Source organism: Paenisporosarcina indica, assembly GCF_001939075.1.
GTDB classification, from domain to species: Bacteria; Bacillota; Bacilli; order Bacillales_A; family Planococcaceae; genus Paenisporosarcina; species Paenisporosarcina indica.
The window spans coordinates 142,229-165,746 of sequence record NZ_MPTA01000004.1 but is presented as its reverse complement, the minus strand read 5'-3'; the positions used below and the strand labels follow the sequence as shown (position 1 = coordinate 165,746).

The 23,518-nt window shown below is 38.5% G+C and carries 26 protein-coding genes and 1 pseudogene; 17 read left to right on the top strand and 10 right to left on the bottom strand.

Features of this window, described 5'->3' with window-relative positions; genetic code table 11:
• Nucleotides 1–22: 22 nt before the first annotated feature.
• Nucleotides 23–721 (bottom strand): AIM24 family protein, encoded by a 699-nt coding sequence (locus GY23_RS11715; RefSeq protein ID WP_075619404.1) that lies wholly within the window; start codon nucleotides 719–721, stop codon nucleotides 23–25.
• A gap of 191 nt (nucleotides 722–912) precedes the next feature.
• On the opposite strand from GY23_RS11715, the gene GY23_RS11710 reads away from it, so the two are divergent.
• Nucleotides 913–2,301, top strand: coding sequence for a bifunctional metallophosphatase/5'-nucleotidase (locus GY23_RS11710; RefSeq protein WP_075619403.1), 1,389 nt, complete (start codon nucleotides 913–915; stop codon nucleotides 2,299–2,301).
• Between the two features lie 58 nt (nucleotides 2,302–2,359).
• Here the strand turns inward: GY23_RS11710 and GY23_RS11705 are convergent, their stop codons facing one another.
• Nucleotides 2,360–4,024: a formate--tetrahydrofolate ligase gene (locus GY23_RS11705; RefSeq protein WP_075619402.1), complete on the bottom strand. Its 1,665-nt coding sequence runs from the start codon at nucleotides 4,022–4,024 to the stop codon at nucleotides 2,360–2,362.
• 63 nt (nucleotides 4,025–4,087) lie between these two features.
• Nucleotides 4,088–4,348 (bottom strand): annotated as a pseudogene (locus tag GY23_RS19050) (MFS transporter); the annotation flags it as partial.
• A gap of 498 nt (nucleotides 4,349–4,846) precedes the next feature.
• Here GY23_RS19050 and GY23_RS18490 point away from each other — a divergent pair.
• From GY23_RS18490 to GY23_RS11695, 3 genes are all read left to right on the top strand, one after another.
• On the top strand, nucleotides 4,847–5,017 hold the full coding sequence (locus GY23_RS18490) for a hypothetical protein (protein ID WP_169834569.1): 171 nt from the start codon (nucleotides 4,847–4,849) through the stop codon (nucleotides 5,015–5,017).
• Between the two features lie 383 nt (nucleotides 5,018–5,400).
• Nucleotides 5,401–6,120 carry a YebC/PmpR family DNA-binding transcriptional regulator gene (locus GY23_RS11700; RefSeq protein ID WP_075619401.1) on the top strand — a complete coding sequence of 240 codons (720 nt, stop codon included), beginning with the start codon at nucleotides 5,401–5,403 and terminating at the stop codon, nucleotides 6,118–6,120.
• 717 nt (nucleotides 6,121–6,837) lie between these two features.
• Nucleotides 6,838–7,557, top strand: a complete 720-nt coding sequence (locus GY23_RS11695) for a ZIP family metal transporter (protein ID WP_245827653.1) — start codon at nucleotides 6,838–6,840, stop codon at nucleotides 7,555–7,557.
• On the opposite strand, the gene GY23_RS11690 is transcribed toward GY23_RS11695, so the two are convergent.
• Complete coding sequence (locus GY23_RS11690) at nucleotides 7,525–7,770, bottom strand: hypothetical protein (RefSeq protein WP_075619399.1); 246 nt, start codon at nucleotides 7,768–7,770, stop codon at nucleotides 7,525–7,527. The two genes, GY23_RS11695 and GY23_RS11690, sit on opposite strands and share 33 nt — an antisense overlap.
• 243 nt (nucleotides 7,771–8,013) lie before the next feature.
• Between GY23_RS11690 and GY23_RS11685 the strand changes: the two genes are divergently transcribed.
• The 8 genes from GY23_RS11685 (at nucleotide 8,014) to GY23_RS11650 (ending at nucleotide 13,518) form a co-directional block, all read left to right on the top strand.
• Nucleotides 8,014–8,178 carry a YjcZ family sporulation protein gene (locus tag GY23_RS11685; protein ID WP_075619398.1) on the top strand — a complete coding sequence of 55 codons (165 nt, stop codon included), beginning with the start codon at nucleotides 8,014–8,016 and terminating at the stop codon, nucleotides 8,176–8,178.
• 198 nt (nucleotides 8,179–8,376) lie between these two features.
• The gene (locus GY23_RS11680; protein WP_075619397.1) at nucleotides 8,377–8,616 is read left to right on the top strand and encodes a hypothetical protein; all 240 of its coding nucleotides are present in this window, start codon (nucleotides 8,377–8,379) and stop codon (nucleotides 8,614–8,616) included.
• 124 nt (nucleotides 8,617–8,740) lie between these two features.
• Nucleotides 8,741–8,929 (top strand): hypothetical protein, encoded by a 189-nt coding sequence (locus GY23_RS11675; RefSeq protein ID WP_075619396.1) that lies wholly within the window; start codon nucleotides 8,741–8,743, stop codon nucleotides 8,927–8,929.
• Nucleotides 8,930–9,188: 259 nt separating this feature from the next.
• Nucleotides 9,189–10,652, top strand: coding sequence for a hypothetical protein (locus GY23_RS18755; RefSeq protein WP_245827652.1), 1,464 nt, complete (start codon nucleotides 9,189–9,191; stop codon nucleotides 10,650–10,652).
• 19 nt (nucleotides 10,653–10,671) lie between these two features.
• On the top strand, nucleotides 10,672–11,118 hold the full coding sequence (locus GY23_RS11665) for a GNAT family N-acetyltransferase (RefSeq protein ID WP_075619395.1): 447 nt from the start codon (nucleotides 10,672–10,674) through the stop codon (nucleotides 11,116–11,118).
• 259 nt (nucleotides 11,119–11,377) lie between these two features.
• The gene (locus GY23_RS11660; RefSeq protein ID WP_075619394.1) at nucleotides 11,378–12,142 is read left to right on the top strand and encodes a MerR family transcriptional regulator; all 765 of its coding nucleotides are present in this window, start codon (nucleotides 11,378–11,380) and stop codon (nucleotides 12,140–12,142) included.
• Nucleotides 12,143–12,275: 133 nt separating this feature from the next.
• Nucleotides 12,276–12,968 carry a YqjF family protein gene (locus GY23_RS11655; protein ID WP_075619393.1) on the top strand — a complete coding sequence of 231 codons (693 nt, stop codon included), beginning with the start codon at nucleotides 12,276–12,278 and terminating at the stop codon, nucleotides 12,966–12,968.
• A 205-nt stretch (nucleotides 12,969–13,173) separates the two neighbouring features.
• A complete protein-coding gene (locus tag GY23_RS11650; protein WP_161487599.1) occupies nucleotides 13,174–13,518 on the top strand; it encodes a DUF3888 domain-containing protein in 345 nt (114 codons plus the stop codon).
• A gap of 199 nt (nucleotides 13,519–13,717) precedes the next feature.
• On the opposite strand, the gene GY23_RS11645 is transcribed toward GY23_RS11650, so the two are convergent.
• Nucleotides 13,718–14,968 carry an erythromycin esterase family protein gene (locus tag GY23_RS11645; RefSeq protein WP_075619505.1) on the bottom strand — a complete coding sequence of 417 codons (1,251 nt, stop codon included), beginning with the start codon at nucleotides 14,966–14,968 and terminating at the stop codon, nucleotides 13,718–13,720.
• A gap of 144 nt (nucleotides 14,969–15,112) precedes the next feature.
• On the opposite strand from GY23_RS11645, the gene GY23_RS11640 reads away from it, so the two are divergent.
• A complete protein-coding gene (locus GY23_RS11640) occupies nucleotides 15,113–15,862 on the top strand; it encodes an aminoglycoside adenylyltransferase domain-containing protein (RefSeq protein ID WP_075619392.1) in 750 nt (249 codons plus the stop codon).
• A 137-nt stretch (nucleotides 15,863–15,999) separates the two neighbouring features.
• Nucleotides 16,000–16,560, top strand: a complete 561-nt coding sequence (lepB, locus tag GY23_RS11635; RefSeq protein ID WP_075619391.1) for a signal peptidase I — start codon at nucleotides 16,000–16,002, stop codon at nucleotides 16,558–16,560.
• 404 nt (nucleotides 16,561–16,964) lie between these two features.
• Here the strand turns inward: lepB and asnB are convergent, their stop codons facing one another.
• Nucleotides 16,965–18,812, bottom strand: a complete 1,848-nt coding sequence (gene asnB, locus GY23_RS11630; protein WP_075619390.1) for an asparagine synthase (glutamine-hydrolyzing) — start codon at nucleotides 18,810–18,812, stop codon at nucleotides 16,965–16,967.
• Nucleotides 18,813–18,961: 149 nt separating this feature from the next.
• Between asnB and GY23_RS11625 the strand changes: the two genes are divergently transcribed.
• Entirely contained in the window at nucleotides 18,962–19,438 is a 477-nt protein-coding gene (locus GY23_RS11625) for a DinB family protein (protein ID WP_075619389.1), read from the top strand.
• 312 nt (nucleotides 19,439–19,750) lie between these two features.
• Here GY23_RS11625 and GY23_RS11620 read toward each other — a convergent pair whose 3' ends face one another.
• Complete coding sequence (locus GY23_RS11620; RefSeq protein ID WP_075619388.1) at nucleotides 19,751–20,197, bottom strand: MarR family winged helix-turn-helix transcriptional regulator; 447 nt, start codon at nucleotides 20,195–20,197, stop codon at nucleotides 19,751–19,753.
• Between the two features lie 91 nt (nucleotides 20,198–20,288).
• Between GY23_RS11620 and GY23_RS11615 the strand changes: the two genes are divergently transcribed.
• Nucleotides 20,289–20,786, top strand: a complete 498-nt coding sequence (locus GY23_RS11615; protein ID WP_139311114.1) for a GNAT family N-acetyltransferase — start codon at nucleotides 20,289–20,291, stop codon at nucleotides 20,784–20,786.
• A gap of 25 nt (nucleotides 20,787–20,811) precedes the next feature.
• Here GY23_RS11615 and GY23_RS11610 read toward each other — a convergent pair whose 3' ends face one another.
• From GY23_RS11610 to GY23_RS11600, 3 genes are read right to left on the bottom strand one after another with little or no spacing between them, the layout of a single operon-like run.
• Nucleotides 20,812–21,012, bottom strand: coding sequence for a tautomerase family protein (locus GY23_RS11610; RefSeq protein WP_075619387.1), 201 nt, complete (start codon nucleotides 21,010–21,012; stop codon nucleotides 20,812–20,814).
• A gap of 5 nt (nucleotides 21,013–21,017) precedes the next feature.
• Nucleotides 21,018–21,398 carry a VOC family protein gene (locus GY23_RS11605; RefSeq protein WP_075619386.1) on the bottom strand — a complete coding sequence of 127 codons (381 nt, stop codon included), beginning with the start codon at nucleotides 21,396–21,398 and terminating at the stop codon, nucleotides 21,018–21,020.
• Nucleotides 21,385–22,569, bottom strand: a complete 1,185-nt coding sequence (locus GY23_RS11600; protein ID WP_075619385.1) for a YbfB/YjiJ family MFS transporter — start codon at nucleotides 22,567–22,569, stop codon at nucleotides 21,385–21,387. The genes GY23_RS11605 and GY23_RS11600 overlap by 14 nt, the downstream gene beginning before the upstream one ends.
• A gap of 289 nt (nucleotides 22,570–22,858) precedes the next feature.
• Between GY23_RS11600 and GY23_RS11595 the strand changes: the two genes are divergently transcribed.
• Nucleotides 22,859–23,377, top strand: a complete 519-nt coding sequence (locus GY23_RS11595) for a TraR/DksA C4-type zinc finger protein (protein ID WP_075619384.1) — start codon at nucleotides 22,859–22,861, stop codon at nucleotides 23,375–23,377.
• Nucleotides 23,378–23,518 lie beyond the last annotated feature (141 nt).

Sequence of the window (23,518 nt, the reverse complement as noted above, 5' to 3'; positions counted from 1 at the left end):
AACGCACATTAACTTGTCTCACTCAAGAAGATCCATTCCCCGTTGTATACACTTCCTCAAATGGCTGGACGATAACAAATCCTTCTCCTTTGAATTCCATTTGAATAGATTCACCACTTCCGCGTCCAATAAAAGTTCTGAAACTGATATCGGTCTTGAATTCTGGAGTTAAGTGTCCAGACCATGCGACAGTTGCGTTTGGGTCAGTGATGACAGATTCACCCGGACGAACGAGCAACGTCAGTGGCTCGTAATGGGAAGTAATCGCCACTTTTCCAGTGCCTTGTAAGATCACATTGAACAATCCACCTGCCATCATACCGGCCACTTTTTTCATGAGTTTAATATCCCACGTGATCCCGGGTTCAAATGCGAGAAGGTCATTCCCATTCACTGTAATCGACTCATTATTCAGGTCGAAAATCGTGATCTTTTTCCCTTGATCGGCTAAATACAAACGTCCTTTTCCTTGTGCTTTCATTAAAGAAGTACCTTCACCTGTTATTGCCTTTTTAAACATTTGGCTGAGGCCATTCTCTAGCATCTTTTCCCTCTCAAATTTAATCTGTCCAGTGTAAGCAATCATCGCTCCCGCCTTTGCCCAAACGAGATCCGTCAAGTTCACTTCCAAAATTCGTTCCGTTTCCAATTCGAAATACTCATTTTCTCGTTCATCCTGTTTCGTTTGTTTAATAAATTCCTCAATCGAATACTTGCCCAATTTATCATTTCCCCTTTCCTTAACTCATACTGCCTAAATATACGAATGAACGCTGATAAAGATTCGGAAAAATTAACCATAATGAATAGCGGGTATATTGGTTCTTGAAAAACTATCGATTGTTCTTGCAGGAGAATCAGAATAAGTTTCGAATAAGGTATAGATGAAAAGTAGAAATATTGGAGGATATCATGAAACTAAAAATACTGCATACCAATGACATTCATAGTAACTATGAAAACTTCGCAAAAGTCTCCACATTAATTAATAAATGGAAAGATGACAACACGCTCATTCTCGATGGTGGTGATTTTGCGGATTTTAAAAGCATCGAGCTTCAAGGGACAAAAGGCATGGTCGCAATCGAATTGTTGGAGTCGGTCGGATACGATGCGTTAACAATCGGCAATAATGAGATGTTTAACGGCATTGAGACACTCGAGCATATGGCGAGAAACAGTTCGTTCCCATTTATCAGCAATAACTTGTTGAAAAAGAACAAAACCCAGGTGAGTGGGGTGGTCCCAAGTACGATTGTAGTTAAAAATGGACTTCGAATTTTGATTACTGGATCATCTCCGGATTTAGGCGTTTTCAATGAAGGTCTTGGCGTCCATATCCTTTCCTATAAAGAAGCCATTTCAAATGAAATAAAAAGAAATCATGGGAATTATGATATCTGTATCCTGTTAAGTCATATCGGAACGGTTGCTGATGAAGAGCTATCGATGGAAATGCCCGAGATTGATGTTATTCTTTCCGCTCATGACCATCAACTTTATTCGCAGGCGAAAATAAGTAATGGCGCCATTATGAACAGTGCAGGCATGTTCGGAGAGCATGTGGGAATACTGGAACTTGATGTAAAGGATGGTGAAGTGAACCTCATCCACTCTGCTACAATGCCAATAAATGGTGTGGATGTCGATGGAAAGATTACTTCCATACTTAGAACAAATAAAGTTAAAGCAATTGAAGTTTTAAGCCGCCAACTTTATAAGCTAAATCAGCCGTTATGGCATGATGTAATAGAAGAAAATCCGATGACCAACCTAATCGCGGATGGATTGAGAGTCATGCTGAACTGTGATATTGGATTGATTAACAGTGGCATCGTAAATGCGGGTGTATTCAATTATCTTTCGAACAAAAAACTGATCGAAATCTGTCCTTCACCATTAAATCCAACTTCTTTTGAAATAAAAGGAAAAGACCTCAAGTTAGCTATTGAACAATCACTGGATTCACAGGTTTGTTTGGCCGATGGTAGAGGTCCAGGGTTTAGAGGGAAATACGTGGGAAGTCTGCATGTATCAGGGGCTGAAATTGTGCATGATGGAAAAACCGTTCACACAGTTTTTATTGGGAATAAAGCTTTAGAAGATGAAGTATGGTACACGGTGGCGAGTTCCGACTATTTACAACGTGGATCGGGTTATCCATCACTTGCCAATAATCGTAATGACAAGTACCGGGCCGAAGAAATCAAGGACGTCATCCGTTTGTTTGCAAATAGACCAGAGTTTATTGAAAAGGCTTATATGAATAGATGGAAAGAGAAAACTAGCATACATGTATAGAAAAGAGGCTGACCCCATTACAGGGGTCAGCCTCTCTTGTATGAACAATAGGACTCGATTAAAATAACCCGATTGCTTCTCCACCTGCACCAACATCCATTTTAAGAGCAGCTGGTTGTTTCGGTAAGCCTGGCATGGTCATGATGTCACCTGTTAAACAAACGAGGAAACCGGCACCAAGTTTTGGAATGATGTCTCTAATGGTAATCGTAAATCCTTCAGGACGACCATGGAGAGAGGGTTGATCCGAAAGAGAATATTGCGTTTTCGCCATGCAAATGGGTAAAGCATCCCAGCCATATTTCTTAAGTTCAACTAACTTTCGCTTTGCGCTGTCAGTGAGTTGAACCCCGGCGCCACCATAAACTTGTTGGACGATGATTCGAAGTTTTTCTTCGACAGAGTCGGTTTCATCATAAAGCATTGTAAAATTAGTCGGTCTGCCTAATTCCTGTTTGATCAGTTTCGCTAATTCAAGTCCACCTTTACCGCCATGTTCCCAAACTTGTGTCAGGGCGATTTGAACCTCATTTGCTTGTGACCAATCCATGACTTCGGCAATTTCTACCTCTGTATCTGTAATAAATTGGTTCAATGCCACAATGGGTTCAATCCCGAATTGACGAATTGTATCCACGTGTTTTTCTAAATTAGTGATTCCTCTTTTAACAGCATCAGCATTTGGTTCACTCAGCAAACTTTTCTCAATCCCACCATGCATCTTGAGAGCACGGATTGTTGCCACAATAACGACGGCATCTGGATGGAAACCGCCTTTTCTTGATTTAATATGCATGAATTTCTCAGCACCTAGATCCGCACCAAATCCAGCTTCAGTTACGACAATGTCAGCAAGTCTTCTAGCGGTGTTCGTAGCCATTAAAGAGTTGCAGCCATGTGCGATGTTTGCAAAAGGCCCACCGTGAATAATGGCTGGTGTTCCTTCAATTGTTTGAACTAAGTTTGGTTTAAACGCGTCTTTCAAGAGCAATGTAAGAGCACCTTCAACGCCTAATTGTCGCACGGTGACAGGTTCTTTGTCATAGGTATAAGCGATAACCATTTGAGCAAGGCGTTCTTTTAAATCTTCAAGAGAAGTTGATAAGCATAGGACTGCCATAATTTCCGAAGCAACCGTAATATCAAACCCATCTTGACGTGGAACTCCTTGTAAAGGTCCACCAAGTCCGATCGTTATTTGTCGTAATGCACGGTCATTCATATCAAGAACTCGTTTCCATGCAATTCTTCGGGGGTCCAAATTCAGTGTATTCCCCTGATGCAAATGATTATCGATTAATGCCGATAATGCATTATTGGCAGTAGTGATGGCGTGAATATCTCCCGTGAAATGGAGGTTGATGTCTTCCATTGGCAAAACTTGTGCATATCCACCGCCAGTGGCTCCACCTTTCATTCCCATAACAGGTCCTAAAGAAGGTTCGCGTAGTGCGACAATGACAGATTCACCAAGTTGATTAAACGCGTCTGCAAGGCCTACTGTAACCGTAGATTTCCCTTCTCCTGCTGGAGTTGGGCTTAATGCCGTTACTAAAACGACTTGTCCTAGTTTCGTGACAGGTGGTAATGAAGAGACGTCGATTTTTGCTTTATATTTTCCGTACAGTTCAAGTGATTCTAATGGGATCCCTGCTTTAGTGGCAATTTCTTGGATCGGTTTGATGGTTGCGTTAGTGGCGATGGATAAGTCCGTAAACGTCATAGTAATCCCAACCTTTCTTGTTTGTTGTGGTCAATTCGTATGTGAATTAACCATGAAATTTTTTTAATGTTCATTTAATTGGCGAAGTTTTTGAATATCTAAGCGAATCAAGAGTGAAATGGACAATGCAACCAAAAAGAGAATGGAGAATACGATTAGTGTTCCTTTGTAACTCCCAGTTGTTTCACGAACCCACGATACTAATATTGGACCGACTAATCCAACTGCAACCCATGCTGTTAAAATATATACGTGAATAGCACCAAGCTGTTTAATTCCAAATAAGTCTCCAATATAAGCTGAAATTGTAGAAAATCCTCCACCCTAAACAGGGCATGATGCAAACGATAATCGTGAATGTACTAGCACTTATTATACTGGGTAAAAAGAAAAATGCAGCAATTTGAATGACCAAACAATTATGTGTATACATTAGCCCTGCCGATATAGTCTGACATACTCGCCAAGATTAATCTTCCTAATCCGTTAGATAGAGCCATGATTCCCACCATTGTTGCAGCGGAAATTCCGACTAATTATTGTGCCATTGGTTATGCGAAAGATAATATGGCAATCCCGCAAGAGGTGTTAATGAATAAAATAACCCATTCATGTCTGAAGTTAAAGCATCGGTAGACGATACATATACCAAAGAGGGGAATACATTAACGTTGACAGTCAAAAGTGCAATCAAAATATCTCGGACCTAGAGAAGTTACATGAGATTATTGTGCTTCTGAAAAAGTAAGATTGAATAACGTCTGATAAAAGCTAATTGCGGGTATACCTATACAAACGTATTCAGTCGAAGGAGGTAGACCCATGTTTAATTCTAATGATAAAGACCAACGAGACGAAAAAACCATGGCTCGAAAAGAAAACGTGAAAAAGGATTTAAAACTTTCTGCTAACGACGTGTCAGAGGATAAAAATGAAAATACAGAGCCTGTAGCAAGTGTGACCCAACCTCGCATAAATACAGAAGGTCTCTAAGATAAAGGCTATCTCAATTGAGTTAGTCTTTTTTGTATCAAAAATAAGTTCTTCTAACTTGGTTCAATACAAGTCAACTTGGTTAATAAGACGCTTTTTATATGCTTTGTTGGCTTGTGCAGAATATAACACTCAACTTCGGGTGTTTATGCTCAAACTGTGGACTTATCGGTCAAAACTTACAATTTATCGCTCAAACTCGTCTCAAAAGCGAGTTTGCTTGTTGCGACAGCTTCTCTTCTAACTCTCTCAACATAAGAGAATCATATTGTATTTCACTGAATAAGACACATAGTGTATAATTTAACAGTGAGCAAGAATAGCATGTACTGTAAGAGAAATACCATTATATAAGAAACAAACGCGAAAGAGAGTGAGCCGAAATGGGACGTAAGTGGAATAATATTAAAGAAAAGAAAGCTTCCAAAGACTCAAATACAAGTCGTATATATGCTAAGTTTGGACGCGAAATTTATGTGGCGGCAAAACAAGGAGAGCCAGATCCAGAATCGAATCGCGCATTGAAAATTGTGCTAGAACGTGCAAAAACGTATAGTGTACCAAAAGCAATTGTAGATCGTGCAATTGAAAAAGCAAAAGGTGGATCGGAAGAAAGTTACGATGAACTTCGTTATGAAGGTTTTGGACCAAATGGATCTATGGTCATCGTTGACGCACTAACTAATAACGTGAACCGTACAGCATCAGATGTGCGTGCCGCATTTGGTAAAAATGGTGGAAACATGGGTGTTAGTGGATCTGTGGCATATATGTTCGATGCAACAGCTGTTATCGGCATTGAAGGTAAAACAGCGGATGAAGTGCTTGAACTATTGATGGAAGCAGACGTGGACGTACGTGACATTTTAGAAGAAGATGAATCAGTAATCGTGTATGCAGAACCGGATCAATTCCATGCGATGCAAGAAGCTTTCAAGAGTGTAGGGATTACTGACTTCACTGTAGCAGAACTAACAATGCTAGCACAAAATGATGTGGAAATTTCTGAAGATGATCAAGTTCAATTTGAAAAAATGATTGATGCTTTAGAGGATTTGGAAGATGTTCAACAAGTTTATCATAACGTCGATTTAGGCGAATAAGTAAGAAATCCAGCAACGAAATGATTGCTGGATTTTTTATTTATACAAGAAATTGGAAAAGGGACACGCCCGATTGGACATGTCCCTTTGTTAAAAAAGATAACATAAAAGTTTTGAATCATATAGTTTATCCCGATAAATCGGTGAAAATTTCCTAAGAAAGTGTTCCTTGCTTTCCGTGCCGCGGTCATTGTCCACTGGTGTTTTCCTTAAGCAACGTAAACCCTACCTTCTTTTACGTCCTTGCGACCCTTTAGTCGCGCCAGTGTGAATAAGTATAATCAAAAACATTAAGTAGATGCCAGAAATTCAATCATTTCCTGTTATCTTAATTGCTCAGTTTCCTATTATTACATCAAATATTCTTTTTGTCAACTATATATTGTGAAGTTGTTAAACGAAGTCTACATGATAGTAAAAGTAAGTGGTCTAAAATCACATATCTTCGATTACATTTAAAGTATTAATCTATGTTTAACTACATTGGCGTTTATCTTACATTGTGCTAGCCGCACGTTCCGTATGAGCCGACAATTATGAAACCACATTCTTGTGGGTCTCATGATTCACGCTCTTAATGCATGCTCCTGGGCAAGCTCGTCGCAGAAAAGCTGTGCTAGGCACAAATGTACTTCCTCATTTTTTATTCAAAATAACCGCATTATTGAACATTGTAATTCCCTTTTTCACGAGTAAAAGTGAGGTGGAAATTTGACATTGGCGTGGCTGATTGGTTTTTTGTCTACGGCTTTAGGGTTAGGTATTGGTGGAGGCGTTGCATGGTCTCTCAAGGGATTTCAGAAAAGCGTAGCTACAATTTATGCATTGTGCGGAGGATTGATTGTAGGGTTAATCAGCTTTGAAATTGGACCAGAATCCATCCAATTAGGGGATTGGGTAATTGTTAGTTTAGGATTCTTAACTGGCGTCCTATTATTTGAACTTCTGCATAAAGCCTTTCACAGAAACATAGGTATTACAGGTAATCGTGAAAAAGATGTATTTTTGCATACATCAATATTACTTACATTAGGAATCTCGCTGCATAATCTACCTATAGGTGTCATTCTCGGAGCAACCAATCATTCTTCTGTAGGCATGTCCATCCTACCTGTCCTTATTCTTCACAATATTCCTGAAGGCATCATCCTTTTCACTCCGTTATTTATGGTCGGAGTTAGTTTCTGTCGATTATTGATGGTTTCGATTTTAGTGGCATTGCCGGTAGCAGTTGGAGCTTCCATTGGAAGTATCTTTGGCATGGAGAACCCGTTACACTTGGCTTTTTCCATCAGTTTAACAATCGGTATAATCATCATGATTACGATCAGAGAAATATTTACGGAATCCATTAAGCAATCTTCAATTCGTTATTGTTTCCTTATTGCATTCATGGGCTATGCCTTAATCGGTATTTACTTTCATGTTATTAAATAAGCCATAAGGGTCCTGAATCATCTTTTTAATAACAGTTGCACATTTATCTAAATCCTTGAACTCTTTCACTTCTTGAGTGATGGAATTGGTAATAATAAATGAATCTGATTGACCACAATAATGGAGAGTGAAGTTTTGATACTCATGAAGGATTGCGCTAGTCTTAAATTGTCGTAACGTTCTTAATACTTGTTTTATCGCGTCGGCATTCATTCGTATTTCACTCCTTATTTTGGATATTTATTAAAATTGTAACAAGAATTCTCTGAAAATAGAATGCGACGAATGTTATAGGACTGAATAATTCAAAAGTCCGAGTTATAGTTCAGAGGAAATGAATATTTACATATAAGTAATAAAAATGATTTATTCAAATGTTTCTCCGCTAATCCCTAAGTCCAACGAAAGATCCTTCATATGCTAAGAGTATTCTTCGACGGAAAGGGGGACTTTATCATGGGATTTAATGGCGGTTACGGTGGCGGTTATGGTGGTTATGGTGGTTATCAACCATGTTGTTTCGAGCAAGAAGCACCTAGACGATGCAATTCATTCGCTTTACTTGTCGTTCTTTTCATCTTATTAATCATTATTGGTTCACATTTTCATAACAAATGCTAATTTGAAAAATCTAGGTGATGTTAGGTAAATTAACTAGATCCTACAAAAATTCAATATTTTGTTTGACGGGAGTGCTTGAAAAAGCACTCTTTTTTAATTCCAAAATACGCCAGGTCACATGCTTGTTCATTGAAAAAACGGGTTCGATGCTATAGGATTTGAAATGTAACAATTGTTCATAAAAAGGAGTGGTTGAACATGGCCAAAACGCAATCTCGCAAGCAACGAGAACATTTATTCAGAAATTCAGGACGAGATGTCACACAGTTTCGGGGAGAAAACGATTTTAGTACACATGTACGAAAAACGAAAACGAAACAGGAAAAACTCAATAGTAAAGAAAGTAAATACAAAAAGCAATTCCGTAGAGGGGAACAACCCAATGGAATTGCTTTTTTGTTTGCCTTAAAACCACTTCGCGACAAACATGTAGTTTAATTCAGGAAGACTACTTTTTTAAATAATAGGGTATGTAATAATAAGCATGTTTCATTTAATAACTAATACCAGGTTTTCTACTTTCGATTGTTAGTAGCTGGAAAACGTGGTGGGAGATGATTAAATGAGAAAAGTCCATGGGGTAAAGAGTTTAATTATTTATCTTGAATCGGTTAATTTCCCTTTGAACGAAGAAAGGGTAAATGAGTTGATTCTGAAGAGGGAAATACCTCACAACAATCCTATTGGCAATACGATTATTTTTGATTTGAATCATATTGACTGGTGGATTAATGAAAAGAAGAGAACTTAAAAGTGTGACACAATGAAACCCCAAAAATTGGATGGAATATCGTCCGTATTTTTGGAGTTTTCTTTTGTTAATACGAGAGGATTGCTCTTGTATTTATTGATTTGGCTTATGAGGCTATTTAAAAGGCACGATAAACAACGACCTAGTTTAACCTAGCAATTAATTAACAACTCCATAGGAAATACTTTGAAAAAACAGGCGTAAACTTGAATTTTACCCGCATATGATAATTTAGAAAAACTTATGATGGGGGAATATAATGAACGAATATGAACGCGTATTAAAGGGATTTCTGCCATCAACAGCAAAAATAATGAAATTGCCGAAACCCCAGAAGCATCCAGCTATATTACTTGCTGATATCGATGGGGATCAAGTTGAGGAATTGATTGGTGCGTACACATTACACGGGGAAAATTATCTGGTGATATTTAAAAAATTAAATAACCAATGGCAACCATTGACACAAATAAAAGGCAGCGGGTTCGGCATAACAGATTTATTGGCCGCACCATTAACAAATAGCAAGGTAAACACCCTGATAGTAGGCTGGCAAGTAGGGAATGTATGGTCTGATTTACAACTTTACCAATGGACGAATAAGGGATTTGTACGTTTACCTCCCACTAACATGGCTTACAGTAAGATGGAAGTTGAAGATATGCCAGGTGTGAATGGACAAGACGGCAAATATGAAATTGCCCTATGGGTCCATGATACTGGCGAAGCCTATAAGGTAAATGTATACCGCTTTGGGGATAAAGGGCTGGTTCGCGCGAAAGATGTCTATACTTATTATTATAAAAAAGTGGCGGCATATTATCAGGAATTGCTCAAAACAAGTGATTTTCCGTTTTACTGGACTTATTTATCAGATGCTCAGAAGAAAGCGGGAGATTTAAAACAAGCGCTATCTTCAATCGATAAAGCGCTGTCCTTTCCGTCACCCTATCCCTCCAAAGAAAAATTAGAGAAAAGCAGAAAATGGATAATAAATAGCATAAGAAATGGAAATCCGAATAAGCAAGTAGTGGTTGATAGCAAGACAGGGGACGTGACTGGTGATGGCTTTATTGACACCGTCTACCTAACTGCAGAGAAGACTGAAGGCAGTCCATTTTGGCAAAATATTACCTTAGTCATTCAAAATGGGAAAACCAATTTATTTGAACGATTTCCACTTAAAGAAAATGCCGGTTATCATCCTACTTTATTTCTAGGTGATTTAACTGGTAATCATGTCGACGACATTCTGATCATTATAGATTCAGGCGGAAGCGGGGGCACGATTTACGCATATGTGTATTCATATTTACAAGGGAACATGCAACAAGTGTTTGATGCCGACGTATTTAATGAGCGACACACATATACAGTCGACTATGAGGATCAATATAAAGTGAACGTAACAAGTAGTAGCCCAAACAAGAAGTATGTATTGGATTTACAGTATAAAGGCATGGAGTATTTGTCAGAAATCTACAACGAGGATGGAACACTCAAAGCCCCAATTGAAGGATGGGTGGATCCTATCGGTGGTCTTTATCCAATTGATTATGCAAGGGATGGCATCTATGAACTCACTGCATTGCAGCAGATTGCGGGAAGATACCATGCCGATGGCTTAGGTTATGTGGAAAATGTGTTGAAATGGAATGGACATGAATTCGTATCCGACAGACAAAGCGTTTCAATCTTTGGTGAAGATAGAACTTCAACCTGACGAGCGAGGGGTGCAAAAAGTGAAATACGTAGTAAAAGAGGCATCGGAGAGTGAGTTGAAAGAAATATATGAATTAGCTGGAGAGAACCGTTTAGAAGCAACAAATGATCATTCAATCGATAATCAAATGAAAATGCTAGTTGAGTATGAACATGCGAGAAAGTATAATGCGTATTTTCTATGTTTAAAAGAAGAGTCCACACTTATAGGGTGGATTTTGATTGATAGAGCAACAGATTACTTAACGGGTCGTCAAGTTGGTTGGATCAGTGATCTGTATGTTAAGAAAACCCATAGAAATAGAGGATTTGCAAATTTATTAATTGAAGAAGCCTTTCATGAGTTTAAAAATCAAGGGTTCAGTGATGTACGACTCAATGTATATGCACACAATGTAAAAGCCATTAAATTATATGAAAAAATTGGATTTAAAGATGTCAGCAAGTTTATGAAGATTGAGATTTAGGCGTATTAGACGTTGCGGTATCGATAGAAATTGACATTAAGTGGTGTTGCGACTTAATCAGGGAAAGTTGCGACAATAAGTTCATAAGTTGCGACATAAACACGAGAAGTTGCGACAAACTCAAGAAAAGTCACAACAATAATCATTTCTCTAAGGCTATCCATAGCGGATAGTCAATTTTTTTGAAAAACTTTTCATTTACGTGTTTGACATTGACGTTACGTAAAGGTGTACGCTTGAATTGTCAGGAGGTAAGGAGATGGAATATACAGTGCAAAAGCTGGGGGAGATGGCGGGTATTAGTACACGAACGCTACGTTATTATGATGAGATTGACATTCTTAAGCCGGCAAGAATCAGCTCATCAGGATATCGAATCTATGGTCAAAATGAAGTAGATCGATTGCAGCAAATCCTATTTTATCGGGAACTTGGAATTAAATTAGAAACAATTAAAGAGATTGTGACATCCCCGTCATTTGATGGAGCAAAGGCCTTAAAAGAACATCGATCACAACTCCTCGACAAGCGACAACAGTTGGATTTGCTGATTGCCAATGTGGAAAAAACAATTTCTTCAACAGAGGGGAGAATGACCATGTCAAACAATGAAAAGTTTGAAGGATTCAAACAAAAAATGATAAATGACAATGAAAAAAAATATGGAAAAGAAATTCGTGAGAAATATGGCGAGGATACCGTGAAAAAATCAAACACAAAAGTAAAAAACATGACACAAGCACAACATGAAGAAGTGACACGTCTTACGGAAGAAGTCACAACGACATTAGCGGAAGCCTTCAAAACAGGTGATCCTGCGAGTGATATAGCACAAAAAGCTGCTGACCTACACAAACAGTGGTTAATGTTTTACTGGAGTGAATATAGTAAAGAAGCTCATGCAGGCCTAACTCAAATGTACGTGGATGACGAAAGATTTACTGCTTATTATGATAAAGAACAACCAGGCACAGCAGAATTTCTGCGAGATGCAGTTCACATTTATACTGGAATGAAGCAATAAAAATAGCGTGTTTCGATGCGAAAAGTCATCGAGCCACGCTTATTAATTTTACGACTGAATAATGACATCTGGGAGTTTGAATAGTCCATCTACAGGAAACAATTAACGTATGTATAAAGGACGGTGATAATTTATGCTCCAAAAACCATGGATAATGACGCAAGAATGGCATGATGTCTTATTTCTTCATTGGCCGTTATCTCCGGAAATGGTACGTGAACATATTCCTGCAGAACTGGAACTTGATTTATATAACAATATGGCATGGATTGGACTAGTTTTTTTCAGAGTTAAAGGCAATCGTCCGAGGTTCATTCCACCTGTACCTGGAATGAGCTCTTATTTAGAATTGAACATCCGAACCTATGTTACATATAAAGGGAGGGCCGGCGTGCATTTTTTTAACTTGGATGCCAATCACCCATTGATTGTGAAAATGACGACACTCCGTGACTTCTTGCCTTACCGTCATGCAGAGATCAGTTTAAAAAGACGGAAAAATACATTCCACCTTCATAGCAGACATACACACACAGAGGAATTTCGAGAAACACTTGTGACCTCATTTGAACCCATTCCAGAGTCACTTTATCTTGGCTATTTTGAACGATGGCTGACAGAGCGTTACCATATGTGGACCAAACAAGAGGATCATTTGTTTCGTATAGATATAGCGCATTCCCCATGGGAATTGAATAAAGTTAAAGGCACAGTTTATAAAAATACAATGGCATCTTTTATTAAAAATAATTTTAAAGAGAGACGTCCAATCGCTCATTATTCGAAAATGAAAAAAGCACGATTTTTTCCGCCAGTAAAAGAATGATGACGATCATAAGAAAGATAAATGAAAAAAATCATACATGAATTAACCCATTTTGAGAAAGATAAACAAAAATCCTTCTAGGTGGAATGTTATGAAAACCGTCGTACGTTCAACTATTTTTTCAATCTTGCTAGTGATAAATACGATTCCTGTACATGCGGAATTAATAGAATAGCCTGCTGAAAAGTCAGAGGAAGAACTGATGATGGACTTATTTCTTTCTATGCTTTCACCAAATATTGAAAAGGCCGTTTCTACTTATTACGCTGATTTTCTTACTCAAAGTCCTTTGGTATACCCATATCAAATAACCATTCTCAATATGGAACGAATCAAGGGGTATCGTTCTTTTGAATTCACGGTAACAATTGAAGTCACTCCCGTAGTTGGACCGCATATTGCGGTTGGAAAAGATCAATTAACCTTTTATATTTCTCCTGGAAAGGTCAATCTAGAACAATTTAAACATATCGAAACGTACAAACTTCCTCCAAAATGGCAGGACATCATTAAGAAAAGAGGCAATGGAATTAATAATAATATTTATTAATACAAAAGTGTCAGTCACCCGGAGTTGTGTAATCAGTCGACTGACTGCACTTTATAAGAGTTGCTTGATGCTAAACCAGTTTAAGAAAAACAGTGATAAGGGTTAAGTAACTTTTCATGGATGAATTTATTAATAAAGTAGTATTGAAACGACAAATGCAGCTCTAAAAATTGAGCGGTTTTTGTCGTTTTTGATGGTTCTATTCAAAAGGTGATAGAGCTTTTGTATCATCAATATAAATAAAAGCATCATAACGGTTTCCGATTTTTGAAGGAACATAATTGCCATATGCTTCGTATTCCGGATTATAGACGACACCAATCGCTCGATGACCGATCCAATGAGTAAACAAATGACGGTTCTCTTCATTGAAGATCAACAGTTTGTTATTCGCACCGGTCCTATGCAGTGCATCTTCCCAAGAGTCTTTAGTAGCGGGGGGTACTTCCATCCGTTTAAATGGACTTCCCCATTCTTCTCCTGCAATGACCGTTCCTCTATGAGTACCAAATCCCACAGCATAGACGTTTTCCTTTTTATTCTGTAAACGAAGAAGCTGCCCCACATTAATCATGCCTTCTGCTGCCATATCAGTTGCGGAGGCATCTCCGATATGGGTGTTATGTTCCCAAATGATAATCTTTGCTTCTTTTCCATGATAGTCCATGACTTCATTGATGGCCTCAACCATATGTTCATCGCGCACATTCCAGGATAAATCATCACTCCGTACCATGGCACGGTAATATTCTTCTGCATTTTGGGCAACCAATGCATTGATTTTTAGATTAAGATCGGCTTCTTGTTCATTTTTATAATGGTCTTCATTTGCTCGAATGGATGTTAGAAGATTAGAAACTTCGTTCACACATGCTTGAGAGATATTTATGGAGGACATGGCATAGTTCTCGGGATGTCGGTTAAATGGTTCAAAACAAGAAATTGCTTTTTTAGCAAGTGTCAGGTCTTTTCCCTCGGGATCTGTTTCGCTTAAATATGTAATCAATTCCTCCAATGATTCCCATAAACTATAGACATCGATGCCATAGAATCCTACTTTTTGCTGAGCTTCTTTTTGTAGATTCTGCTCTTTTAACCATGAGACGAACTCAGCGATTTCTTCATTTGCCCACATCCAAGTAGGCCATCGGTTATATGATTTTAATACATCACGGACATCATTTGGAGCGTCAGTGTATCCTTTAATAAATCTGTTTATTTGCTGGGTAGATGGCCAATCTCCCTCAACCGCAATTAGCGTAAAACCTTTTTCTTCAATCAGTCGTTTGGATAGTTGTGCTCGGACTGTATAAAACTCGGAAGTACCGTGACTTGCTTCTCCTAATAGAACAATTTTTGCATCTCCAATGGCATCAATAATAGAATTCAAATCTTTACTTGTTTCGTAAGATAAGGCATACTTCTTAATCGATTCTTCAAGTGGATTCAATGAGAACGCTCCTTTTTCAGTTAAGTTTGAGTTAAGTAAGTCTGTTTCATTCATTCTCCGTCAAACCAACATAGTTAAACTAGCAGGAAGTGGATTCTTTCTGTCGAAGTAAATTGAACACGATTTAAAAGAGAGGGTGAGAAAGTGGAGTTGCAATCTTACATAGAGAACATCGCTAATGTCTTTGCGGAAGAAATAGAAGATAATTTGGTTGGTGTTTACTTACACGGCTCCTTGGCGATGGGTTGTTTTAATCCAAAGACAAGCGACGTGGATTTGTTGGTTATATGTAGAAAGGAAATCTCAAATAACACGAAAAAAAGAATCATAAAAAAATTGCTTACACTAACACAAGGATATCGCAATCAATTAGAAACGAGCATCATTTTAGAAAGATATTTAACAGACTTTGTGTACCCGACACCGTTTGAGCTGCATTATTTTCACCCTAAATATCTAACTGATGAAACGTACATTTGCGGCGGAGAAGGATTTTATGACCCTGATTTAGCAGGACATATTGTGGTAACTAATCAGCGAGGTGCCACAATCATAGGCAAGGACTTAAAAGAAGTATTCAAACCCATCGATATGCAGTATTATGTCGAATCTATTTTTAATGATATACAGGACGCGAATTCCGGGATAACAGATAATCCTGTTTATTTCACACTTAATTTATGTAGAGTCATGTATTTTCTGAAGGAAGGTACAATTTCATCTAAAAAAGAAGGTGGAGAATGGGGGATTAGTAATTTACCGAGTAATTTTCGATCGATTGTTGAACAATGTTTAAATGTCTATTGCGGAGTAACTAAAAAAGTCCACATAAGTAATGATGAGTTATTTCAATTTGCAAATTGGATGTTAAGTGAATGTAAACAATTAAGGTAGATTGGTTATTGCTCTAATGTATTTTCACATAAAACAAGGTAGGTTATGATTTGTCAGCGACTCATTAATAATGGATAATATTTGTATAGATATACATAAAGAGCCTAGAATGATAATTGAAGCAAGGGGGCAAAAACTTGGAACAAACGAAAAATGAAAAACAAGCTTTATGGGAATGGTCAAAGGCTATAGTCATTACATTAGGAATTGCCTTGCTAATTCGTTACTTTTTATTTGCACCAATTGTAGTAGATGGGGCATCTATGAACCCGACTCTAGAAAATGGAGACCGTATGATTGTAAATAAAATCGGCTATGAAGTGGGGGAACCTGACAGATTTGATATTGTGGTTTTTCATGCTTCCGAGAAAGAAAATTACATTAAACGTGTAATCGGTTTGCCAGGAGATCGTGTTGATTATAAAGACGATCAGTTATTTATCAATGGACAAGTGCAGCCTGAACCATTCTTAGATTCGTTCAAAGCTGAGATAACTGGAGGTAAATTAACAGGAGACTTCACACTTGAAGAAATCACTCAAATGACAGTAATCCCCGAAGGGTATGTATTTGTAATGGGGGATAATCGAAGAAAAAGTACAGACAGTCGAATTATTGGCCTTATTTCAATTGAGGAAATCATAGGAAGCACCAGTGTTGTTTTTTGGCCACCAAATGAAATGGGTCTTGTGAAGTAACATAGTTGAAAAAGAAATGTCCAAGATAAAACAAATATATGAACAAGTAGGCTTAAAGGACCCTGGAAATGATCCTTTTTCTGTTGCGCAACAATTTTGTTATCCAGTGCAATAAATAAAATGTTCATCAAATAATTCCTACTTCTATACTCCAACTATATCGCCTATTGTGCGATTCTACCATTGATGTAACATGGAGGTAAGTGACAGTTTTGTCACGATGGAGGAATATGTACAGGAATGTGAAAAAGGATGGGCCAAGTCAGCTGACTCGGGCCATCCTTTTCATATATCGGGGAGTTGCGACAATAGTCGGGGAAGTCGCAACAATAGCATGAAAAGTTGCGACAATCCCAAAGAAAGTTGAGACGAAACCCACATGCATCCCATCAATCTCTCTGAGTTCAATCAATCAATTGTATTTTCGAGCCTTCATACCAGACATGCATTTGTGCTAAGTGGGCGAGCAATTGTGGACCGGTCATTAATTGGCCAAACCAAGGTATTTTGAAGGCTTCTCCTTTTGATTCAACCAGTTGATCTAGCCGTTTCGAATCAAAGAGTTCATGGAGAATCGAGTTCTTGTCAATAAGAATTTCTTTCAACCACAATTGCACTTTGTCTGTGTAATAAGGATTATGCGTTTTCGGATACGGGCTTTTTTTACGGTAAAGTACGTCGTCAGGCAATAAACCTTCGAGAGCTTTTCTCAAAATTCCTTTTTCACGATTCCCAGCCATTTTTATTTCCCATGGTATATTCCATGCATATTCAACTAGACGATGATCGGCAAAAGGAACGCGTACTTCCAAGCTAGCACCCATACTCATGCGATCTTTTCGATCGAGCAGAGTGGTCATAAACCATATCAAATTCAAATAAAATAGTTCTCTTCGTTTGGCATCTGTCCCTGTTTCCCCGTCGAGCCTTGGTGTTTCAGCGACTGCATCCAAATATGCTTGCCGAGAATATTCTTCCAGTTTTAATTTCTGACGCCAATCCTCTTTGAGCAAGGTGATTCTCTCGCTAGTTGACCTCATCCAAGGGAATCCTGTTCCATTTAAATCTTTGAAGTTATGAAACCACGGATAACCACCAAAAATTTCATCTGCACATTCACCCGATAAACCTACCGTAAAGTCTTGCTTTATTTCCCTGCAAAACCACAGTAATGAGGAATCGACATCCGCCATGCCAGGAAGGTCTCGAACATGAACAGCTTCCGTCAAATGGTCAATTAATTGGTCTTGCGTAATGATGGAGGAATGGTGCACGGTATTATATTGCTCTGTTACTTTCTGTATATAGGGGCCATCCGCATTTGGTTGGAATGCATTCTCTTTAAAAAACTTGTCATTATCTTCATAGTCAATCGAGTACGTGTGCAACGCACCTTTTCCTTCTTGCTGATAGCGATTAGCCGCGATTGCCGTGATCGCACTGGAATCTACACCACCTGATAGGAACGTACAAAGAGGAACATCCGAAACGAGTTGGCGCTCGACTGCATCCGTTACTAGAAATTGAACTTTATCCACAGTTTCTTTTACCGAGTCAGTGTGCCTCTCACTCTTTACGTTCCAGTATCGCCAAATTCGGAGCCCTTTTTTTGAAACAGTTAATGCATGAGCAGGTCGTAATTCATTTACTCCATTAAAAACGCCGGACCCCGGTTTTCTAGATGGACCAACAGCCAATACTTCAGCCAAACCTTCACGCGATAACTCGGTTTTTACTTCGTGGTGTGCTAAGAGGGATTTAATTTCAGAGCCAAATAGGAAACCTCCATTGCGTTCTGCATAAAATAAAGGTTTTACTCCCATTCGATCTCGGGCAATAAACACTTTTTGTTCTTTTTCATCCCAAATGGAAAAGGCAAAAATACCATTGAAATGATTCACGCATTGTTCTTTCCATTCGATATAGGATGTCAATAAAACCTCGGTGTCAGAGTGGCTAGAAAAGGTATAGCCTTTTCGCAGCAGCTCTTTCCGAAGATCCTCTGTATTGTATAATTCACCGTTGTAACTTAGCGTATAGCTAGATGAGTTATGAGTTTTGGTCATTGGTTGCTTCCCGCCTACTGGGTCAACGACTGTTAATCGTCTATGTCCAAATGCCGCATGAGTATTCAGCCACACATTTTCATCATCGGGTCCACGATTGGCAAGTGTCCTCGTCATCTTTTCTATGACTGGATATTGTGTTCTTAAGTCTCGTTGGAAATGCACCCACCCCGTAATTCCACACATTTATCTTCATCCTCTCTACCTGTAGAAATCTGTTATTTGCACTACCTAACCTATGCAAAAAAACACATGATGAGCACTTGGTAGGGGAAAATCCAAAGCCCGTCGAATTAAGTAAAGAAGAGACAACAGATTAGAAATGGGGAGTAAAAATGAAAACCTTTTTCAACTACAATTGGACAATCAGAGAAGAATGGTATTCGTGGTGTGAAGATGTACCACTGGAGGAATTGCTGAAGGTGCGTACAGGTGGAGTTGGGGGGATTCTGCATACACTGTTCCATATTATTGATGTTGAATGGAGCTGGATTCGAATCATGCAGGGGGAGCCGGATTTTCAAGAGAGTTTTGAAGAGTATCAAAGTTTGGAGAAGGTAAAAGAGCTGGATGCCATATTTAAAAAACAAGTGGAAGAATTTGTGCTTGGGTGGAAAAGTGAAATGGAAGATCATGTAGTGCAAGACTTCCAACAAGATGGAAGTCTTGAAACGCTCACATTCGGAGAGATTATGCGCCATACCATTGCACATGAAATCCATCATATTGGTCAACTATCCGTTTGGTCTCGTGCAATAGGAAAAAAACCAGTGTCAGCTAATCTTATTGGCAAAGGGTTATCGATTAGTTAACGTAAAGAAAATGCGACTGAAATAAAGAGATTATTGGAAATGTCATCAGGGAATGGGATATATATAGGCTGAAAAGGAGGCGTTACAATGCAGTGGAATATGTCGATAGCTGCTTCGGCGTTATTAATACTGACGGATTGCAACTATTCAAATACATTGCGTTCCCGTAAAATTACCGATGGGTTTACCTCTTTCCACTGGTCATCACATCGACTACTTGTAAAAGTTAAGAAGTAAGCACTTGCCTCTTTTTATCTCTTGTACTTGTGTAATGCAAGTATATATAAAATGTAAAAGCAAGATTCCTCTTGCTTATAGATACGGAATGCAACATACACTTGATTTAGCCATTGCATTGTTCAATAATTTAATAGATCTCAAAACAGTTTCTTGTTCAAATTCATTCATATGAGAAAAAATTTCATCTAAATAAGCGTTCATTGATTTTTCGATTGCTTGAGCAGTTTTGTGCCCTTGTTCCGTTAAAGCTAAGATATAATAGCGTTTATCATCAGGAGATGGAGACTTTGAAACAAGTTGCAACTTGATCAGTGTTTGGATTTGGCGGCTGAATGTCGTGACATCGATTGCCAAAGTATCGGCAATTTGCTGCATGGTGGGTCCTTGTTGCTTATCTATTTCATATAAAATAAGGCTATGAACAGTTGAAATATCTAAACCTTCTGCTGTGCAACAGTTTTTATTTAAAAGTCCAAAGCGACGAGTTAACAGTTGAAAAAGATCACGTTTGTTTTCCATGTTCCACCTCTTTAGTGTAGTTATATATTTAACGTTTGCGAAATGCAACTAAAAAGATAAGTGAAAATAATCTCGTAAAGAAGGTAAATCAATGACCATCAAAATCAGAAAAATGGTTGCTAATGATTGGAACGATGTAAAAGAAATTTATGAAGAAGGCATTTATTCAAAAAATGCCACCTTTGAAACCCAAGCGCCTACTTATGAAAAATGGATGGAATCTGCACATCCGGAATGTCATTTAATTGCAGAAGAAAAAGATCAAGTATTGGCATGGGCAAAAGTACTTATGACATCAGCACGTCCCGTATATGCCGGTGTCGGAGAAGTCAGTATTTATGTACACCCTAGTGCGAAAGGCAAAGGGATAGGCAAACGGTTACTGAATGAATTAATTAACGTTTCTGAGGAACAGGGTTTTTGGACATTAAAGGCGGTCATCTTCCCAGAAAACCAAGCGAGCATCTCGTTACATAAGTCGTGTGGATTCCGATTGGTTGGAACGCACGAGCGAATTGGTAAAATGGATGGGGTTTGGCGAGATAATGTCGTGTTTGAAAAAAGAAGCACAACCGTTGGCATAGAATAGGAAACTCCCGGAGCACCGGGAGTTATTAACCGTTTTGTCTACGTACGGTAACCGTCTTTCCGCCAATTCCCCAATTGTCTGTATCTACTTCGTCAATCACAACTACCGTAGTTTCTGGATTTTTATCCAACACATCAACAAGCAACTGCGTGACGCCTTGAATGAGTGCTGCTTTTTTCTCGGGTGTCACATTTTCATTTGTAATTTTAATATTGACGTATGGCAATTCAATCACTCCTTGTTATTTTCAATCCATTCTAAAAACTCTAGTCGGTTACCGAAAGGGTCATTCACATAAAAGCGTTTAGCACCTGGTAATTTATCATCTATTTGAATCGAGACACCTTTCGCACGGATATGAGAGGCGAATGATTCTATGTCTGAAACTTCAAAAGCAGGATGAGCTTTTTTAGCAGGAACGAACTTCTCTTCAATTCCAACATGAATGTGAACATGGTCATTTGAAAACCATACTCCACCATTTTTCTGTAATTCCACAGGTTTCTCGACTTCCTGTATAGATAGAACACCTTGGAAAAACAAACGTGCTTTTTCCTCACTTCCAATTGGTGCTGCAAGTTGAATGTGATCGATTCTTTTAATGAACGTCATCGTTGGTTTCCAACCTTTCATGTTTAACTAAAGGAAGTAAGAACATGGCGCTGATAAATACAAATATAGCTGCTCCTGAAAGTGCCCACGTATAACTTTCTGTTTTCGCAGTTAAAACTCCTGCAATTGAAGGACCAATCATTTGCCCAAGTGCGTATATAGTTGTCATAATCGCGATGACTCGTGCACTACCAAGTGGGTTTTTATTACGAGCAAAGGCTGTGGCAAGGGTGGTTGCCCCCATAAAAGTGGCACCGAAAAGAACCGCACTTACATAAAAACTTGAAGATGAAGCGGATATGGCTGGCAATGCGATCCCAGCTGCTTGAATGATTAATAGAATCATAAGAGACCGCATTAACCCATATTTATTTCCGAAGTATGCCCACATGACACAAGAAGGAATTGCTGTTAATCCTACTATTACCCAAACACTTGTGGCATTTCCGCTAAAAGCAGCAGTCTGTTCAGCAATCGCTACTATGAATGTACCTGTAACAATGTACCCCAAGCCTTCCAGTCCATATGAGCATAGTAACCAAGGAAACCATTTTGGGCTTTTCGTTGGTTTTAATGTTTGTTCATTTGTCGCTGCAGAAATGGGTATGAGTTCGTCCTCTTTAACTGTTAGAAATACATAGATTCCTAAAATACCTGCTAAACATGCAAGACCAATCCATGCACCTTCATAATGGAAGTTCTCGATTAGAACAGGGACAAGTAATCCAGAAACAAAAATTCCAAGGCCAACACCACCATACATTACACCAACCCAACTAAGTTTTCCTAGTTTTGCTAATTTATCGAGAATTAAACTCGATGCCAGGACGAAAACAAACGCACTGGCAATCCCAGATAAAAACCGCCATAGCATCCACGAGGTGTGACTGTATGTAAGACCCATCAATAACGTCAGTAATATACTGATGACAATACTAAACCGCAAGAGCATGGCACGATTCTTTTTTAGGGGAACAAGACTCGCGATTAGAGCTCCTGCTAAATAACCTGCATAATTACTTGATGCTAAAAAGCCCGCAAAACGTGTTGAAAATCCTGTTTCTTGTTGCATAAAAGGCAAGATGGGTGTGTACGCAAAACGACCAATACTCATCGCAATAAAAAGAGCAAATACGCCACCGATGACGAGTGAATAAGGATTGCGAGACAAGGCGATTCCTCCTTCGATTTATCCTAAATATAAGAAATCATAAATTCTATTAGGTATTTTCTTTCATTAGTTAAGCTCTGTCTGGCTCCAAGCGCCAGCTCGTACCTAAGCTTCAGCCCCTCATGCGAAAGCATGCTTTCGATTCGGTTCTGCAGCAGCCGGTGTCGACCTAGAAATGTGCTTTTCTTATTCTCCATCATACGCCTTTGCCTCAAATCATGAGAAATAGGTTTGATTTCTAAGTTTTAGGCAATAGAAAAGAAAAGCGAAAGAACATGGAGGAACAAAAATGACGGACCAACAATTAAAACAATTAAAAGATCAATTGATTCATAACCTGGAGGATGTAAAAGGTCGTATTCATGAAGATAGCCATTTGGAAACAACGGAATTATCCAATTACGATAATCATCCCGCGGATAACGCAACAGACTTAACCGATCAAAATACCGAAATGGCCATTGAAAATCATAAAGAAGATGAAGTCGAAAAAATTGAAGATGCGCTTCAAGCCATTGAAGACGGTACTTATGGAACATGCACAGTATGTGGTGAAGATATTCCATATGAGCGACTCGAAGCTTTGCCGTCAGCCTTGACCTGTGTTGAGCATGCAACCCCAATTGACAATAGTGAAAGTCGTCCTCTTGAGGAAGAAATCCTAGGGTCTTCAACCGATCAACCGATTAAAGAAGCAGGCGGTATTAGAGATTACGAGAATAGTTTTAAAGACGTTGAGAATTTCGGTTCCTCTGATTCCCCACAGGATGTAGGTAAAAATGAACAGAAGGACTTTTATAAAAACTAATTGTTATGTTACATGAACAGAAGACTATTATTAGTCTTCTTTTTTGTGTAAAAGAATAAGGTCTTTTGAACCTTAAAAATTCAAATTATAAATAAATTTAGAAACTTTTTAATATAATTTAATGATTTTAAAAGAAAAAGT